General features: G+C 70.0%; 16 protein-coding genes. 7 read left to right on the top strand and 9 right to left on the bottom strand.

The genetic code is table 11. The features are described 5' to 3' along the window. Window positions 1–47: 47 nt before the first annotated feature. Window positions 48–1,157, bottom strand: a complete 1,110-nt coding sequence (gene rlmN / locus ACFVH2_RS05735; RefSeq protein WP_378423118.1) for a 23S rRNA (adenine(2503)-C(2))-methyltransferase RlmN — start codon at window positions 1,155–1,157, stop codon at window positions 48–50. Between the two features lie 156 nt (window positions 1,158–1,313). Between rlmN and ACFVH2_RS05730 the strand changes: the two genes are divergently transcribed. Next, complete coding sequence (locus tag ACFVH2_RS05730; protein WP_378423202.1) at window positions 1,314–2,192, top strand: HpcH/HpaI aldolase/citrate lyase family protein; 879 nt, start codon at window positions 1,314–1,316, stop codon at window positions 2,190–2,192. A 12-nt stretch (window positions 2,193–2,204) separates the two neighbouring features. On the opposite strand, the gene ACFVH2_RS05725 is transcribed toward ACFVH2_RS05730, so the two are convergent. Genes ACFVH2_RS05725 through pyrH form a run of 4 tightly spaced genes read right to left on the bottom strand, consistent with a single transcriptional unit; the run spans window position 2,205 to window position 5,153 of the window. Beyond that, window positions 2,205–2,930 carry a class I SAM-dependent methyltransferase gene (locus ACFVH2_RS05725; protein WP_378423116.1) on the bottom strand — a complete coding sequence of 242 codons (726 nt, stop codon included), beginning with the start codon at window positions 2,928–2,930 and terminating at the stop codon, window positions 2,205–2,207. A gap of 3 nt (window positions 2,931–2,933) precedes the next feature. After that, complete coding sequence (locus ACFVH2_RS05720; RefSeq protein ID WP_378423114.1) at window positions 2,934–3,812, bottom strand: phosphatidate cytidylyltransferase; 879 nt, start codon at window positions 3,810–3,812, stop codon at window positions 2,934–2,936. 3 nt (window positions 3,813–3,815) lie between these two features. Next, window positions 3,816–4,373 (bottom strand): ribosome recycling factor, encoded by a 558-nt coding sequence (gene frr / locus ACFVH2_RS05715; RefSeq protein WP_378423113.1) that lies wholly within the window; start codon window positions 4,371–4,373, stop codon window positions 3,816–3,818. A 36-nt stretch (window positions 4,374–4,409) separates the two neighbouring features. Further along, the gene (gene pyrH / locus ACFVH2_RS05710) at window positions 4,410–5,153 is read right to left on the bottom strand and encodes a UMP kinase (RefSeq protein WP_378423111.1); all 744 of its coding nucleotides are present in this window, start codon (window positions 5,151–5,153) and stop codon (window positions 4,410–4,412) included. 181 nt (window positions 5,154–5,334) lie between these two features. On the opposite strand from pyrH, the gene ACFVH2_RS05705 reads away from it, so the two are divergent. Further along, window positions 5,335–6,126 (top strand): SDR family oxidoreductase, encoded by a 792-nt coding sequence (locus ACFVH2_RS05705; RefSeq protein ID WP_378423109.1) that lies wholly within the window; start codon window positions 5,335–5,337, stop codon window positions 6,124–6,126. 62 nt (window positions 6,127–6,188) lie between these two features. Here ACFVH2_RS05705 and tsf read toward each other — a convergent pair whose 3' ends face one another. Together tsf and rpsB are read right to left on the bottom strand one after the other, a co-directional pair. After that, a complete protein-coding gene (gene tsf / locus ACFVH2_RS05700) occupies window positions 6,189–7,013 on the bottom strand; it encodes a translation elongation factor Ts (RefSeq protein ID WP_378423107.1) in 825 nt (274 codons plus the stop codon). Window positions 7,014–7,099: 86 nt separating this feature from the next. Further along, window positions 7,100–7,945 carry a 30S ribosomal protein S2 gene (gene rpsB / locus ACFVH2_RS05695; RefSeq protein WP_378423105.1) on the bottom strand — a complete coding sequence of 282 codons (846 nt, stop codon included), beginning with the start codon at window positions 7,943–7,945 and terminating at the stop codon, window positions 7,100–7,102. A 286-nt stretch (window positions 7,946–8,231) separates the two neighbouring features. Here rpsB and ACFVH2_RS05690 point away from each other — a divergent pair, with 286 nt between their 5' ends. Further along, entirely contained in the window at window positions 8,232–8,738 is a 507-nt protein-coding gene (locus ACFVH2_RS05690) for a M23 family metallopeptidase (protein ID WP_378423104.1), read from the top strand. Here the strand turns inward: ACFVH2_RS05690 and ACFVH2_RS05685 are convergent, their stop codons facing one another. After that, a complete protein-coding gene (locus ACFVH2_RS05685) occupies window positions 8,739–9,689 on the bottom strand; it encodes a tyrosine recombinase XerC (RefSeq protein WP_378423102.1) in 951 nt (316 codons plus the stop codon). An 84-nt stretch (window positions 9,690–9,773) separates the two neighbouring features. Here ACFVH2_RS05685 and ACFVH2_RS05680 point away from each other — a divergent pair, with 84 nt between their 5' ends. The 3 genes from ACFVH2_RS05680 (at window position 9,774) to ACFVH2_RS05670 (ending at window position 14,103) form a co-directional block, all read left to right on the top strand. Beyond that, window positions 9,774–10,958, top strand: a complete 1,185-nt coding sequence (locus ACFVH2_RS05680) for a multidrug effflux MFS transporter (RefSeq protein WP_378423100.1) — start codon at window positions 9,774–9,776, stop codon at window positions 10,956–10,958. Window positions 10,959–11,021: 63 nt separating this feature from the next. Continuing rightward, window positions 11,022–13,379, top strand: a complete 2,358-nt coding sequence (locus ACFVH2_RS05675; RefSeq protein WP_378423098.1) for an arylsulfatase — start codon at window positions 11,022–11,024, stop codon at window positions 13,377–13,379. A gap of 58 nt (window positions 13,380–13,437) precedes the next feature. After that, a complete protein-coding gene (locus ACFVH2_RS05670; protein WP_378423096.1) occupies window positions 13,438–14,103 on the top strand; it encodes a hypothetical protein in 666 nt (221 codons plus the stop codon). Here ACFVH2_RS05670 and ACFVH2_RS05665 read toward each other — a convergent pair. Continuing rightward, window positions 14,100–14,876, bottom strand: coding sequence for a siderophore-interacting protein (locus ACFVH2_RS05665; protein ID WP_378423094.1), 777 nt, complete (start codon window positions 14,874–14,876; stop codon window positions 14,100–14,102). The genes ACFVH2_RS05670 and ACFVH2_RS05665 overlap by 4 nt on opposite strands. Window positions 14,877–15,034: 158 nt before the next feature. On the opposite strand from ACFVH2_RS05665, the gene ACFVH2_RS05660 reads away from it, so the two are divergent. Next, window positions 15,035–15,634: a hypothetical protein gene (locus tag ACFVH2_RS05660; protein WP_378423092.1), complete on the top strand. Its 600-nt coding sequence runs from the start codon at window positions 15,035–15,037 to the stop codon at window positions 15,632–15,634. Window positions 15,635–15,646 lie beyond the last annotated feature (12 nt).

Below are 15,646 nucleotides of genomic sequence, written 5' to 3'. Positions count from 1 at the left end.
GCTCCCCTCGGGAGCCGCGCGGCCGCAGTCGTTTTAGCGTTCGGCGATCAGTTCTCGGCGGCCAGCTGACCACAGGCCGCGGCGATCTCCTGGCCGCGGGTGTCGCGGACCGTGCACGAGACGCCCTGCGCGATGACGCGGCGCACGAACTCGCGCTCGACGTCCTTCGGCGCGGCGTCCCACTCGCTACCCGGCGTCGGGTTCAGCGGGATCAGGTTCACGTGCACCAGCGAGCCCAGCGCCTTGTGCAGCTTCTTGCCGAGCATGTCTGCCCGCCACGGCTGGTCGTTGACGTCCTTGATCAGCGCGTACTCGATCGACACCCGGCGACCGGTCTTGTCGGCGTAGTAGCGGGCGGCGTCGAGCACCTCGGCGACCGACCACCGGTTGTTGACCGGCACCAGGGTGTCGCGCAGTTCGTCGTCGGGGGTGTGCAGCGACACCGCGAGCGTGACGGACAGCCCCTCGTCGGCGAGCTTGCGGATCGCCGGCGCGAGGCCGACCGTCGAGACGGTGACCGAACGCTGCGACAGGCCCAGACCCTCGGGCGCCGGGGAGGTGATCCGACGTACCGCCGCGACCACCCGCTTGTAGTTCGCCAGCGGCTCACCCATGCCCATGAAGACCACGTTGGAGAGTCGGCCCTCGCCACCCGCGACCTCGCCGTCCCGCATCGCGGCGGCCGCGGAGCGGACCTGGTCCACGATCTCGGCGGTCGACAGGTTCCGGGTCAGGCCCGCTTGGCCGGTGGCGCAGAACGGGCACGCCATGCCGCAGCCGGCCTGGCTGGAGATGCACAGCGTCGCGCGGTCCGGGTAGCGCATCAGCACGCTCTCGAGCAGCGTGCCGTCGTTCGCCTTCCACAGCGTCTTGCGGGTGGTGCCGTCGTCGCAGGCGACGTGCTTGACCGGGGTGAGCAGCGTCGGGAACAGCGCGTCGCCGACCTTCTCACGCACCGACGCGGGCAGGTCCGTCATCTTGGCCGCGTCCGCCTCCAGCCGGCCGTAGTACTGCCTGGCCAGCTGATCGGCCCGGAACCCGGGCAGGCCGAGCTCCTGGACGGCCGCGCGCCTGCCCTCGGAGTCGAGGTCGGCGAGGTGCGTCGGCGGCATGCCGCGACGCGGGGCGTTGAACACGAGCGGGACTGAAACGGCCATAGTGTCCCCCAGTGTCCCATCGAAGGGCCGTGACGGGCGAATGTGAGCGCGCAATCACACCCTCTGCGCGTGCCGATCGCGCCACGGGCACCCCGCGGTCGTGCGTCCGCGCACATTACTTACGCAAACTAGCTCGGTGTGTCCGGCCCGAGGACGATGGAAACCGTCGTCCCGATCACCGGAGGAGTTGCTGTGACCATTCACGCGGAGCGTCGCGGGGTTGCCACCCCACCCGATCTCGCCCGGTCCTGGCTGCTGGTGCCCGCAACCAAGCCGGAGAGCTTCACCCCGCCCGCCGAATCCGGGGTGGACGCCGTCATCCTCGACCTCGAGGACGCGGTGTCCCCGGCCGCCAAGCCCGCAGCGCGTGCCCGAGTGGCCGACTGGCTCGGCAGCGGCGCCAGGGCCTGGGTCCGCGTCAACGACGCCACCACGCCGTACTGGGCCGACGACCTCGCCGCGCTCGCGGCGGCGCCGGGTCTGACCGGGGTGATGCTCGCCAAGACCGAGAGCCGCAGCCAGCTGGACGCGACCGCGGCCCGGCTGCCCGAGGGCACCCCGATCCTCGCGCTCATCGAGTCGGCGATCGGCCTGGAGTCCGCCCCCGAGATCGCCAGGGCGGACGGAGCCTTCCGGCTCGCGTTCGGCAGCGGCGACTTCCGCCGCGACACCGGGATGAGCGACGATCCGATGGCCATGGCGTACCCGCGGGCCCGCCTCGTCGTCGCCAGCCGCGCCGCCGGGCTCCCCGGCCCGATCGACGGACCGACCCTCAGCACGAACGAGACCGTCCTGCAGCGCGATTCGGATCTGACCGCGTCGATGGGGCTGACCGGCAAGCTCTGCATGCACCCCGACCAGGCCGTCGCGGTCAATCGGGCACTGAGCCCCACCCCGGACGACGTCGCCGGGGCCCGGACCGTGATCGCCGAGCTCGGCGAGAACGGCGAACGGGTCCGCGACGGGAGCGACCTGCCGCGCCTGGCCAAGGCGAAGAAGGTTACGGAGCTCGCCCGGTCGTTCGGCCTGGACTGACGCCGGATCGTCTCAGTACAGCAGCCCGGCGGGCGCACGCCTGGTGTGGATCCGGTACCCGACCTCGAGCGCGAGGCCGGGGGTCTGCTCGTAGGCACGCTGGGCGATCTTGCCGCTGAACTCGATCCCGAGCACGGCGCGCAGGTCCTCTCGGCTGTCGAACTCCCACCGGGTCCGCACCCGCGAGAGCTCGAAACCCTGGGCGTCGAAGAACGCCTCCACGGCCGCCGGGTCGTAGTGCGGCAGGTCGGCGCGCATCCACGCGCCATACCCGCCGACCGTCGCGTCGAGGTCGACGACCGCCAGCACCCCGCCGGGACGCAGCACCCGCATCGACTCGAGGATTCCCGGCCCGCACCCGGCCCCGAAGAAGTACGCGGTGCGCGCGTGCACGAGGTCGACGCTGTCGTCGGGCAGCGGGATCCGCTCGGCCGACCCGGCGAGCACCTCGACCGCCGACCCTGTCGCGCGCATCCGGTCGCGGGCCCGCGCGACGAGCGGCGGGTGCGGTTCGACCCCGATCACGCTGCGGGCGTCGCGCGCGAACAGCGGCAGGTGGAACCCGGTACCGCAGCCCACGTCCAGCACATCGCGCCCGGACCAGTCGGCGACCGCGCGCAGGGTGTCGAAGATCGCTCCGTCGACGTCCTGCGCGCGGTTCTCGGCCTCGTAGATCTCCGGCCAGTGCCAGATGTTCGGGCTCGGGATCGGCCCGGTGCCGCGGCGTTGACGGGTCATGACCTACAGCAGCGCGGTCAGCACCAGCCAGGTCACGAACGCCGACGGCAGCAGCGAGTCGAGCCGGTCCATGATGCCGCCGTGACCGGGCAGCAGGGTGCCCATGTCCTTGATCTCGAGGTCGCGTTTGACCTGCGACTCGACCAGGTCCCCGAGCGTGGCGACCACCACCAGCAGGATGCCGAGCGGCACACCCTTCCACCACGCCGCGTCGAGCAGCAGGGTGACGGTGAGCACCGAGCCGATCACGCAGAACAGCAGCGAGCCGGCCAGGCCCTCCCACGACTTCTTCGGACTGATGGCGGGCGCCATCGGATGCTTGCCGAACAGCACCCCGGCCGCGTACCCGCCGACGTCGGAACAGACCACGCCGATCATCAGCACGAACACCCGGTCGGCGCCCTTGTCCTGCAGCACCATCAGGGTCGCGAACGACGCCAGCAGCGGAATCCAGGCGGCGACGAACACGGTGATCGCCACGTCGCGCAGGTAGTTCTGCGGCGTCGCGTCGAGCCCCTGCTCGACCAGCCGCCACACCAGACACACCAGTACTGTGCCCGCGAACCCGGCGAGCACACCGGTCGTGCCGTACGGCCAGCCGAGCCAGATGATTGCCTGGCCGCCGAGGATCAGCGGGATCCGCGGTACCAGGATGCCGGACTCGCGCAGGCGCTTGGCGACCTCCCAGGTCGCCACCGCCATCGCGGCCGCGACGATCACGAACCAGAATCGCGACGCGAAGATCAGCGTGACGATGAGGAGGACGCCGAGGCCGCCGCCGACCCCGATCGCGGCGGGCAGGTTGCGCCCGGCCTTCGAGGTCGCTGCGGTGGCCGTTGCCGCCGGCGGCGAACCGTCGGGCGCTGAGCCTTCGGTAGGCACCGCCTATACCTCCAGCAATTCGGCTTCCTTGTGCTTGACCAACTCGTCGATGTGCGCGACGTACTTGGCCGTGGTCTTGTCGAGCTCCTTCTCAGCCCGGCCGACCTCGTCCTCACCCGCCTCGCCGTCCTTCTGGATCCGGGACAGCTCGTCCATCGCCTTGCGTCGCACGTTGCGGATCGAGACCTTCGCGTCCTCGCCCTTGCCCTTCGCCTGCTTGACGAACTCGCGGCGACGCTCCTCGGTGAGCTGCGGCACCGAGATGCGGATGATGCTGCCGTCGTTGCTGGGGTTGAGCCCGAGGTCCGAGTTGCGGATCGCGGTCTCGATCGGCCCGAGCTGAGCGGCCTCGTACGGCTTGATGATCACCATGCGCGCCTCGGGCACGTTGATGCTCGCGAGCTGGGTGATCGGGGTGACCGAGCCGTAGTACTCGATGTGGATCCGGTTGAACATGCCCGGGTTCGCCCGGCCCGTGCGGATGCCGCCGAGGTCCTCCTTGGCCACCGCGACGGCCTTCTCCATCTTCTCCTCGGCGTCGAAGAGAGCTTCATCGATCACGGTGTTCCTCCAGGCTCGGCGGGTGCGGTGTGTGGTTCATGACTTGACGAGTGTTCCAATTTTCTCACCGGCCACCGCGCGCGCGATGTTCCCCTCGGTGAGCAGGTTGAACACCATCATCGGCATCTGGTTGTCCATGCACAGGCTGAACGCCGTCGCGTCGGCAACCTGCAGGCCCTGCTCGATGACCTCGCGGTGGCTGATCTCGGTGTACATCGTCGCGGCGGGATCCACGCGGGGATCGGCGCTGTAGACACCGTCGACGGCCTTGGCCATCAGGACCACCTCGGCGCCGATCTCGAGGGCGCGCTGCGCGGCGGTCGTGTCGGTCGAGAAGTACGGCATACCCATGCCGGCACCGAAGATGACCACGCGCCCCTTCTCGAGGTGACGGACGGCGCGCAGCGGCAGGTACGGCTCCGCGACCTGGCCCATGGTGATCGCGGTCTGCACGCGGGTGTCGATGCCTTCCTTCTCCAGGAAGTCTTGCAACGCAAGGCAGTTCATGACGGTGCCGAGCATGCCCATGTAGTCGGAGCGGGCCCGGTCCATGCCGCGCTGCTGCAACTCGGCCCCGCGGAAGAAGTTGCCGCCACCGATCACCACGGCGACCTGCACACCGGTCTCGACGACCTTCGCGATCTGGCGCGCTACGGTCTGCACCACGTCGGGGTCCAGACCGACCTCGCCGCCACCGAACATCTCGCCACCGAGCTTGAGCAGGACGCGCTTGAAGCCGTCTCGTCGCGGTGCGGAATCAGTTGGGGCGGGTTCGGTCATGGCTCTCCTGTTCTCCGGCGGGCCGCGGTGGGCGCCTGCGGCCAGCATGAATCGGCCACCGTGGACCCGTTCGGTCACAGATGACGTCTCCATCCTGCCTTATCCGGCCCCGGGAATGGTGGTCGGGGCCGTAGGCTGCGCGCGGCGCGCCACACTGCCGCGTCGCGACGACGGGAGAGACATGATCCTCGACAGGTTCCTCGTGACCGATCAGGTGGCCGTGGTGACCGGCGCAGGCCGAGGGGTGGGCGCGGCGTCCGCGGTCGCGCTGGCCGAGGCCGGGGCGGATGTGCTGATCGCCGCGCGCAGCCAGGACCAGCTCGAACAGGTCGCGGAGCGGGTACGGGCGACCGGCAGGCGGGCACACGTGGTGGTCGCGGACCTGTCCGATCTCGACGCCGTCGCGGGCCTCGCCGACACCGCCCGCCAGGTCTTCGGCCGGCTCGACATCGTGGTCAACAACGTCGGCGGCGCGATGCCCACTCCCCTGCTGCAGACGAAGCCGAGGCAGCTCGAGGACGCCTTCCACTTCAACGTCTCCACCGCACACGTATTGGTGCGGGCCGCGGTGCCGCACATCCTCGAGACCGCGGGCGCCGGGGCGATCGTCAACGTGTCCTCGGTGGTCGGCCGGGTCGGCGGCCGCGGCTACGCCGCCTACGGCACCGCCAAGGCGGCGGTCGCGCACTACACACGCCTGGCCGCGGCCGACCTGTCTCCGCGGATCCGGGTCAACTGCGTCTCCCTCGGGTCGGTGCTGACCTCGGCGCTCGAGGTGGTCGCCCAGAACGAGACGATCAAGACCACGATGGAGAACGCGACTCCGCTGCACCGGATCGGGGACCCGGAGGACGCGTCCGCGGCGGTGCTGTACCTGTGCTCGCCCGCCGGGTCGTACCTGACCGGCAAGGTGCTCGAGGTGGACGGCGGCCTGCAGACCCCGAACCTCGACTTCGGCCTGCCCGACCTGTGAAACTGCGAGCGGCCCCGCCACCACGAAGGTGACGGGGCCGCTCACGTTACGACTGCCTGCGACTAGCTGGCGCCGACCTCGAACCGCGCGAAGCGGGTGATGGTCACGCCGGCCTCGTCGAGAAGAGCCTTGACGGACTTCTTCGAGTCGGTGACGGAGGACTGCTCGGTCAGCACGACGTCCTTGAAGAAGCCGTTGACGCGACCCTCGACGATCTTGGGGAGCGCGGCCTCGGGCTTGCCCTCCTCCTTGGCCGTCTCCTCGGCGACGCGACGCTCGCCGTCGACGATGTCCGCGGGGACCTCGTCGCGGGTGACGTACTTCGCCTTGAGCGCGGCGACCTGCATGGCGGCGCCGCGGGCGGCCTCCGCAGCAGCGTCACCCTCGCCCGTGTACTCGACCAGCACGCCGACGGCCGGCGGCAGGTCGGCACTGCGCTTGTGCAGGTAGGTCGCGACCGGGCCCTCGAAGGCGACGACGCGACGCAGCTCGAGCTTCTCGCCGATCTTCGCGGAGAGGGCTGCGACGAGCTCCTCCACGGTCTGATCGCCCGCCGAGGCGGCCTTGAGCGACTCGAGGTCGGTGGCCTTGGCCGCGGCGGCCGCGGTGACGACCTTGTCGGCGAGCTCCTGGAACTCGGCGTTCTTCGCGACGAAGTCGGTCTCGCAGTTGAGCTCGACCATGACGCCGTCCTTGGCCACGACCAGGCCCTCGGCCGTGGTGCGCTCGGCGCGCTTGCCCACGTCCTTGGCACCCTTGATGCGCAGCAGCTCGACAGCCTTGTCGAAGTCGCCATCGGTCTCGGCGAGCGCGTTCTTGCAGTCCATCATTCCGGAGCCGGTGAGCTCACGGAGCCGCTTCACGTCAGCGGCGGTGTAGTTCGCCATCGGGGGCGAGCCTCCTCGTAATTGTGGAGCCGGGTATGTCTGTCTGAGCGAAACGGCCCTGACCGTGACGGTCAGGGCCGAGTCGACTAGGCCTGCGGGGCCTCGGGCGCGGCGTCGGCGGCCGGGGCAGCCTCGGCGGCCTCGGCGTCGGCGGCGGGGGCGGCCTGCGAGAGCAGTTCCTGCTCCCACTCGGCGAGCGGCTCGGCGCCGGCCTCGGGCTTCGCGTCACCCTCGGAGCCGCGGCCCGCGCGGGCCTGCAGGCCCTCGGCGACGGCGGAGGCGACAACCTTGGTCAGCAGCGCGGCCGAACGGATCGCGTCGTCGTTGCCCGGGATCGGGTAGTCGACGAGGTCGGGATCGCAGTTGGTGTCCAGGATCGCGATGACCGGGATGTTCAGCTTGCGAGCCTCGGAGACCGCGAGGTGCTCCTTGTTGGTGTCGACGACCCAGATGGCCGACGGAACCTTGCCCATGTCCCGGATACCACCGAGGGTGCGGTCCAGCTTGGTCATCTCACGCGTGAGCATGAGGATTTCCTTCTTGGTGCGACCCTCGAAGCCACCGGTCTGCTCCATGGCCTCGAGATCCTTGAGGCGCAGCAGACGCTTGTGGACGGTGGAGAAGTTGGTGAGCATGCCGCCGAGCCAGCGCTGGTTCACGTACGGCATGCCGACGCGGGTGGCCTCTTCGGCGATGGACTCCTGCGCCTGCTTCTTGGTGCCGACGAAGAGCACGGTGCCGCCGTGGGCGACGGTCTCCTTGACGAACTCGTACGCCTTGTCGATGTACGTCAGGGTCTGCTGCAGGTCGATGATGTAGATGCCGTTGCGGTCCGTGAGGATGAAACGCTTCATCTTCGGGTTCCAGCGACGGGTCTGATGCCCGAAGTGGGTACCACTGTCGAGCATCTGCTTCATGGTGACGACAGCCATGGCTGTGTACCTCTTTCATTGCCGGTTGACGCAGGCGGTCGGGTGACCCCTGCCCTGGCGCCCGCCAGCCCTCGGACCTGCACGGATGCAGGACCAGCCGAAGGCCGAGTGTTCTTGCGCGGACGCGCGAAGTCGGACTGCGCGAACACAGACCGCGTGTCGAGTGTACGGGTTGGGACTGGCAGGTCATAACCGGTGGTCGGGCGCCTGTGGATGGCGCTCCGGTCCGTCCACAGATCGCGGCACCGGGGTTCCCTGGCCAGCGCGCCTGCCGGAGCGTGGAGGAATGCGACTACCGGCCGTCCTCGGGTTGACCGCCCTGGTGCTGGCCTTGGCGGCACCCGGCGTCGCCGCGCCCGCCACCGGGTTCGACTGGCCGCTGCGTCCGCGCCCGGCGATCGGGCGGCCGTTCGACCGACCCGAACACGACTGGCTGCCCGGCCACCGCGGCGTGGACCTCCTCGGCGGCGACGGTCAGCCGGTACACGCCGCGGGCGACGGTCTCGTCGTCTTCGCGGGAACGGTCGCGGGCAAACCGGTCGTCTCGGTCGACCATGCCGGCGGCCTGCGCACCACCTACGAGCCGGTGCTGGCGTCGGTCCGCCCCGGGCAGCGAGTCCGGCGCGGCAGCGTCCTCGGCACCCTCGAACCGGGGCACCCGGACTGCCCCGCCGCGTGCCTGCACTGGGGCGTGCGCCGCGGTCGCGAGTACCTCGACCCGCTCGGCCTGGTCCGGCCGACGCCGGTGCGACTCAAACCCCTGCACCCGGGGGCACCGCACGGGTCGCGGTGATCAGGCGCGCGGGTGGGCCTGGTCGTGCACCGCCCGCAGCCGAGCGACCGAGACATGCGTGTAGAGCTGGGTGGTCGCGAGGCTGGTGTGGCCGAGCAGTTCCTGCACCACCCGCAGGTCGGCGCCGCCCTCGAGCAGGTGGGTGGCGGCGGAGTGCCGCAGCCCGTGCGGCGCCAGGCTCGGCGCACCCGGCACCGCATCGAGCACCTCGTGCACCACCGACCGGGCCTGCCGCTGGTCGAGCCGCCTGCCCCGCTTGCCCAGCAGTAGCGCCGCCCCCGACTCCGCGGTCACCAGGGTGGGGCGGCCGGAGCGCAGCCACGCGTCGAGCGCCTCGGCGGCCGGACCGCCGAACGGGACGCTGCGCTCCTTGTTGCCCTTGCCCAGCACCCGCAGCACCCGGCGGTCGTGGTCGACGTCGGCGAGGTCGAGACCGCACAGCTCGCCGACGCGAATCCCGGTCGCGTACAACAACTCCACGATCAACCGGTCCCGCACGGCGACCGGTTCGAGCTGGGCGGCACCGGATTCGGCGGCGGCCATCGCCTCGGCGGCCTGTCCCTGGCGCAGCACCGCGGGCAGCGCGCGGTGCGACTTCGGCGAGGCGAGCCGGATGCCGGGGTCCCGGCCGATCCTGCGGGTACGGGCCAGCCAGGCGGTGAAGGTCCGCGCGGCCGCGGTCCGCCGGGCCAAGGTGCTGCGCGCCACCCCCGCCGCGGCCTGGGCGGCCAGCCAGGCCCGCATCGCGCGCAGGTCCAGGTCGTCGAGCCCGGCGTCGGGGGTGCCGGCCGCCAGGTGCCCGAGCAGTGACCGGGCGTCGGCGATGTAGGCGCGCACGGTGTGTTCGGAACGGCCGCGTTCGAGCCGCAGGTGCTCGGCGTACGCGTCCAGTTGCTCCGCGAGCCGACGGGGCAACTCGTCGTGCGCCGCTGCCGCCGGGTCCGATGCCATGGGACGAAGATTGTCCCCGGAACTGGAATAAATCAAGCATCCGCGCCGCTGGGTCCCCATGTGACCCGAGCTGTTTCGATTCCCATGCTGTTGGCCCTCGCGCTGCTCTCCGCGATCGCCCCACTCGCCACCGACATGTATCTGCCCGGGCTACCGGCACTCGGCGACGACCTGGGGACCACCACCTCGACGGTCCAGCTGACGCTGACAACCTTCATGGCCGGGCTCGGGATCGGCCAGCTGACGATCGGCCCCCTCTCCGACGGCTGGGGCCGGCGCAGGCTGCTGCTGGGCGGCACGGTCGCGTTCGCGGTCAGCGGCGTCCTGTGCGCGCTCGCCCCGTCGGCGGAGGTGCTGATCGCCGCGCGGCTGCTGCAGGGACTGAGCGGCGGGGCCGCGATCGTGCTGGCGCGCGCGGTGATCGCCGACCGCGCCAAGGGTGACGTCGCCGCGAAGCTGTTCTCGATCATGATGATCATCGGCGGCGTCGCCCCGGTGGTTGCCCCGCTGCTCGGCGGCGCGTTGCTCGGCCCGATCGGCTGGCGCGGCATCTTCTGGGTGCTCACCGGCGCCGGGGTGCTGATGGTCGTCGGCGTGGCGACGCTGATCCCGGAGACCCTGCCGACCGAACGACGGCACGGCGGCGGGCTGACCGCTCTGGCCCGCAACATGCGCTATGTGGTCGGCAACCGGAGCTACCTGGGGTACGCGCTGACCTTCATGTTCGGCTTCGGCGCGCTGTTCTCGTACATCTCCGCCTCGCCCTTCGTCGTGCAGGACGTGCTCGGCTTCACGCCGGGCCAGTTCTCGATCGTGTTCGGGGTGAACTCGATGGGGATCGTCGGCGGCAGCATCGTCAACACCAGACTGATCGGCCGCTTCCACGCCCGGCAGCTACTGACTTTCGGCGTGCTGATGTTGCTGACCGCCGGAACGCTCCTGACGCTCGAGGTGACGGTCGGCGGTGCGCACCGCTGGGTGGTGCTGCCGCTGCTGTTCCTGGTCACCACCGCGATCGGCTTCGTCATGGGCAACGCCACCGGGCTCGGACAGTCGGAGGTTCCGCAGGCGGCCGGCACCGGGTCGGCGCTGATGGGCGCGGGCCAGTTCGGCCTGGCCGCCCTGGTCTCGCCGTTGGTCGGCGGTTCGGCGACGGGAATGGCGACGAGCATCCTGGTGTGCGCGGCGGTCGCGACGACGGCCCTGTTGACACTGACGCGCCCGGCGACGAGCCCACGAGAAGCCACCCCGGAGCCCGCGACCGTCTAGCCAGCACCGGGTCTGGGTGCTTGAGTGGATGACAGGGGCGGATCCCGTGTGAGGAGCCTTGTCATGGCCAAGCCGTTCAGAGGTGTCGTCAACCTGGATATTCGTGACTCGATCCCCGATTGGGGTCCGTACGAGCAGCCGAAGGCACCGCCGGGATCGCCGAACGTGCTGTACATCGTGCTCGACGACGTGGGATTCGGGGCACTCGGCTGTTACGGCGGCCCCATCGACACCCCGAACATCGACAGGATCGCGGCGAACGGTCTGCGTTACGGCCAGTGGCACACCACCGCGCTGTGTTCCCCGACCCGGTCCTGTCTGCTGACGGGCCGCAATCACACCTCCAACGGCATGGCCTGTATCAGCGAGGCGGCAATAGGGTTCCCCGGCGCGAACGGACACATACCGCCGGAGTGCGCCACTCTCGCCGAGATCCTGGTCGAGCGAGGGTTCAGCACCGCGATGGTCGGCAAGTGGCACCTGTGCGCCGCCGACGAGATGAATCTGGCGTCCACCAAGGCGAACTGGCCTGTCGGCCGAGGTTTCGAGCGTTTCTACGGCTTCCTCGGGGCCGAGACGAACCAGTGGTACCCGGACTTGGTGCACGACAACCACCCGGTCGAGCAGCCGGCCACGCCGGATCAGGGTTACCACTTCGGCGTCGACATCACCGACCGGGCCATCGAGTACATCGACGACGTCAAGGCGATTGCACCGGATCGGCCGGTGTTCCTGTACTACGCGCCGGGCTGCGCGCATGCGCCCCATCACGTGCCGCGCGAGTGGGCCGATCGCTACCGGGGCAGGTTCGACGAGGGCTACGAGGCGATGCGCGAGCGGACCCTGGCCCGACAGAAGGAGATGGGCCTCGTCCCGCAGGGCGCCGAACTGCCGCCGCTCAACCCGATCGGCACCCCCGAGAACCGCACCGGACCCGAGGGGCAGCCGTTCCCGCCGCTGGACTTCACCCGACCCTGGGACACCCTGTCCGACAACGAGAAACGGCTCTTCGCCCGGATGGCCGAGGTGTACGCGGGATTCCTGTCGCACTGCGACGACCAGATCGGCCGCCTCCTGGCCTACCTCGAGGACATCGACCAGCTCGACAACACCATCGTCGTCCTGGTCTCCGACAACGGTGCCAGCGGCGAGGGCGGTCCCAACGGCTCGGTGAACGAGAACAAACTCTTCAACGGGGTCGCCGACGATCTGGCGGAGAACATGGCCATGATCGACGAGCTGGGCGGCACGCGGACCTACAACCACTATCCGAACGGGTGGGCGATGGCGTTCAACACCCCGTTCAAGATGTGGAAGCGCTACTCGTTCAACGGCGGAACCTGCGATCCGTGCATCCTGTCCTGGCCGGCCGGAATCGCCGCGCGCGGCGAGACCCGGGACCAGTACCACCACGCCGTCGACATCGTGCCGACGTTGCTGGACTGCCTGGGCGTCGAACTCCCGGACACGGTCAAGGGCTACACGCAGCACCCGATCCAGGGCGTGAGCATGCGCTACAGCTTCGACCACGGCGCCATCCCGACCGCCAAGCACACCCAGTTCTACTCGATGCTCGGCACCCGGGGCATCTGGCACGACGGCTGGAAGGCGGTCACCACCCATCCGGCGATCAGCGGTTGGAGCCACTTCCCCGACGACACCTGGGAGCTCTACCACACCGACACCGATCGCACGGAGCTGCGCGACCTCGCCACCGCCGAACCCGGACGGCTCGCCGAACTGGTCGGACTGTGGTTCCACGAGGCGGGCGCGAACCAGGCCTACCCTCTCGACGACCGCTCCCCGGTCGAGATCCTGACGACCCCGCGCCCGCAACTCGCGCCGCCGCGCAACCGCTACGTCTATCGCCCCGGCCGAGCCGAGGTTCCCGAGACCGTCGCGGTCAGCTTCCGCAACCGGTCGTACTCGATCGGAGCGCTCGTCGACCTGCCCGGCCCCGGTTCGGTCGGTGTGCTCTTCGCGCAGGGCAGCCGGTTCGGCGGCCATGCGCTCTACGTCAAGGACAACCGTCTGCACTACGTCTACAACTTCGTCGGCAGCGAGGAACAACGGATCAGCGCGACCGCGGACCTTCCCGAGGGCGAGAACGTGATCCTGGCCGCTTCCTTCGACAAGGAGGGTGAGGATCCGCCCGGAACGGCCCGCGGCCTGCTCAGCCTGTACTACGGGGACCGGAAGGTCGGCGAGGGCCGAATCCGAACCCAGGCCGGCATGTTCGGGCTTGCAGGCGCAGGCCTCACCGTTGGCAGAAGCGGCGCCGAGGCGATCACCGACGACTACGCCGGCAGCGCCCCGTACGAGTTCACCGGCGGCACGCTGGACCGGGTGGCGGTCGACGTGAGCGGCGAACCCTTCGTCGACCTCGAACGGGAAGCCGCCGCGATGCTCTCCCGCGAGTGACGGCATGGCCACGTCGGATCCGCCTCCGCGACGGAGGGGGCGGAGCCAGCGGCCCGGAGTGAGTGGCAGGGACGACCGGCGCGGTGGGACCGAATTCCGTCGACTACGGACGCCGCGAGCCGCGGCGGTCGCCGGGATCGCCTTCGGGGCGCTCTTCGCGACCAGCATCGTCCTGCTGGGTACCTCGCTACCCGCCGACACGGCCGCCCCGTGGGTTCACGACGACTCCCGAATCGCCGCCGCCCTGACGCTTGCACCGCTCGCCGGGATCGCGTTCCTGTGGTTCCTCGGTGTCCTCCGCGACCGGCTCGGCACCTTCGAGGATCGCTTCTTTGCGACAGTCGCTCTCGGCAGCGGCCTGCTGTTCCTGGCGACGACCTTCACCTCGATGGCACTCGCCGGCGGAATTCTCGCCGTCTCCCGTGACGTGAACCCCGGCCCCGACGAGACCGTAACCTTGGGCCGGATCATGATGCTGCACCTCAACAACGTCTACGGGGTGCGGATGGCGGGCGTGTTCATGATCTCGCTCGGAACGATCTGGTTACGCACCGGACTGATGCCTCGATGGCTGGCTATCGCCACCTACCTGTTCGCGCTGACCCTGCTGGTCGTGGTCAGCTTCAGCTTCTGGGTAACCCTCGTCTTTCCGGTGTGGGCGGTGGTGATCAGCGTGTACGTACTCACCAGCCCGGGGTCCGCGCCGGGAGCCGAGACCGCCTAGCCCCCACTCTCCGATGCGGCGAGGTCGGACTTCCACACCCGGAAGCCCTCCTCGGTACGCCCGCGCCTCCAGTACCCGGAGATCGACGCCCACTCCGCCGTGACCCCGCGCTCCTTGCGAACGTAGCCGCGCAGTCCGTGCATGACGGCGTTCGACTCGCCGTGGATGAACACCTGCGGCTGGCCGGGCAGCCACCGGGCTGCCCGCACCGCGGCGACGATCGGCGCGTTGTCGCCCGCCCGGTCGTCGGCGACCTCGTTGGCGCCGCCGCCGCGATGGATCCAGGTGACCTCGGGATTCGCCGCGCTGCGCAACTGCACCTCGTCGTCCGGACCGGCGACCTCGAGAAACACGAGGGCGACCGCGCCCGCCGGCAGTGCCTCGACTGCGGAAGAGATTGCGGGTAAGGCGGACTCGTCGCCGGCGAGCAGGTGCCAGTCCGCATCGGATCGTGGCGAGTAGGCCCCGCCGGGACCGCGCAGCCGCAGGGTCTCGCCCGGCCGGGCGGTAGCTGCCCACCGAGCTGCGACGCCCTCGTCACCGTGCACCACGAAATCGATGGCGATCTCGCGCGTCGCGTCGTCGACACTGCGGATTGTGTATGTGCGCAGCACCGGCGCGTCGTCGGTACCGAAGAGCAGCTTGACGTAGGCGTCGGCGTACTCGTTGGGGACGAAATCGTCGAATCCGGGATCGCCGAGGTAGACCCGAACCAGGTGCGGAGTCAACAGCTCGGTACGCAGGACGGTCAGGGTGACGATCGGACGAGACATCACGGAACCTCCGTTGTCAGCCTTGCCTCACACTACATCGAGCCGATGGACGTCCACTGGACGGGAGAGCTGACCCCGATCCGCTCCCCGATCGGACCCTGACTGGAATACTCCTGACGCTGTGGTCGTCGACCGCCATTCATCGTCATCGGAGGAAAATGCACCCCGTTCGCCGCGCCTGTTCCGTTTCCCTGCTGGTCGCCGCCGCGGCCACCGCGGTCGTGGGGTGCTCCTCGTCCGCCCAGGCCGACGACTCCGCCGCAGGTGCGCGGAACTGCGTCGACGCCTCACTCCCCAACGCGTCCGCCGAGGAGCTCGTCGACGTGCTCAAGCCTCAACCGTCCGGACAGGGTGGCGCCGACGACACCTACCGTGAGCTGGCCGCGCAGTTCGATCAGGGCCGGGACGCCCAGGTCGCCCGCGTGCGCGAGAGTGCCGTCTTCAAGGCGGTACCGGCGGACGGCGACGCCGCGTTCACGAAGGCGGTGTGCGCGCAGGCCCGCTGGGACGACGTGGTCTCCCCCGACGGCACCGTCCTGGCCTCCGCACGCTCGCAGCGTGGCGCAATCGTCGCGGCCGGTCACAATTACTGCGACACCTACGAGCAGCTGCACACGTCGGCCGCGTCTTCCGGCGCGTGGTCGGACTGGTCCGGCTACGTGGCGATGATGACCAAGGGCGATCCCGAGGCGGCCGAGGCAGGCAGGCAGGTGTACGACGCCGCGCTCGCGAACATCTGCCCGCAGTTCGGCACCTAGTCGAGGCGGCCG

Origin of the sequence: Rhodococcus sp. NPDC127527, assembly GCF_042672245.1 — a bacterium.
Lineage (GTDB): Bacteria > Actinomycetota > Actinomycetes > Mycobacteriales > Mycobacteriaceae > Rhodococcus_G.
Note: the sequence above shows the minus strand (reverse complement) of the source record. Positions and strands in the feature narration are given on the sequence as shown.

Bases quoted from the DNA above. Each gene is read 5' to 3' on its own strand.
- rlmN (WP_378423118.1), bottom strand. From the start codon at position 1,157: ATGGCCGTTTCAGTCCCGCTCGTGTTCAACGCCCCGCGTCGCGGCATG.
- ACFVH2_RS05730 (WP_378423202.1), top strand. From the start codon at position 1,314: ATGGAAACCGTCGTCCCGATCACCGGAGGAGTTGCTGTGACCATTCAC.
- ACFVH2_RS05725 (WP_378423116.1), bottom strand. From the start codon at position 2,930: ATGACCCGTCAACGCCGCGGCACCGGGCCGATCCCGAGCCCGAACATC.
- pyrH (WP_378423111.1), bottom strand. From the start codon at position 5,153: ATGACCGAACCCGCCCCAACTGATTCCGCACCGCGACGAGACGGCTTC.
- ACFVH2_RS05705 (WP_378423109.1), top strand. From the start codon at position 5,335: ATGATCCTCGACAGGTTCCTCGTGACCGATCAGGTGGCCGTGGTGACC.
- tsf (WP_378423107.1), bottom strand. From the start codon at position 7,013: ATGGCGAACTACACCGCCGCTGACGTGAAGCGGCTCCGTGAGCTCACC.
- rpsB (WP_378423105.1), bottom strand. From the start codon at position 7,945: ATGGCTGTCGTCACCATGAAGCAGATGCTCGACAGTGGTACCCACTTC.
- ACFVH2_RS05690 (WP_378423104.1), top strand. From the start codon at position 8,232: ATGCGACTACCGGCCGTCCTCGGGTTGACCGCCCTGGTGCTGGCCTTG.
- ACFVH2_RS05685 (WP_378423102.1), bottom strand. From the start codon at position 9,689: ATGGCATCGGACCCGGCGGCAGCGGCGCACGACGAGTTGCCCCGTCGG.
- ACFVH2_RS05680 (WP_378423100.1), top strand. From the start codon at position 9,774: ATGCTGTTGGCCCTCGCGCTGCTCTCCGCGATCGCCCCACTCGCCACC.
- ACFVH2_RS05675 (WP_378423098.1), top strand. From the start codon at position 11,022: ATGGCCAAGCCGTTCAGAGGTGTCGTCAACCTGGATATTCGTGACTCG.
- ACFVH2_RS05665 (WP_378423094.1), bottom strand. From the start codon at position 14,876: ATGTCTCGTCCGATCGTCACCCTGACCGTCCTGCGTACCGAGCTGTTG.
- ACFVH2_RS05660 (WP_378423092.1), top strand. From the start codon at position 15,035: ATGCACCCCGTTCGCCGCGCCTGTTCCGTTTCCCTGCTGGTCGCCGCC.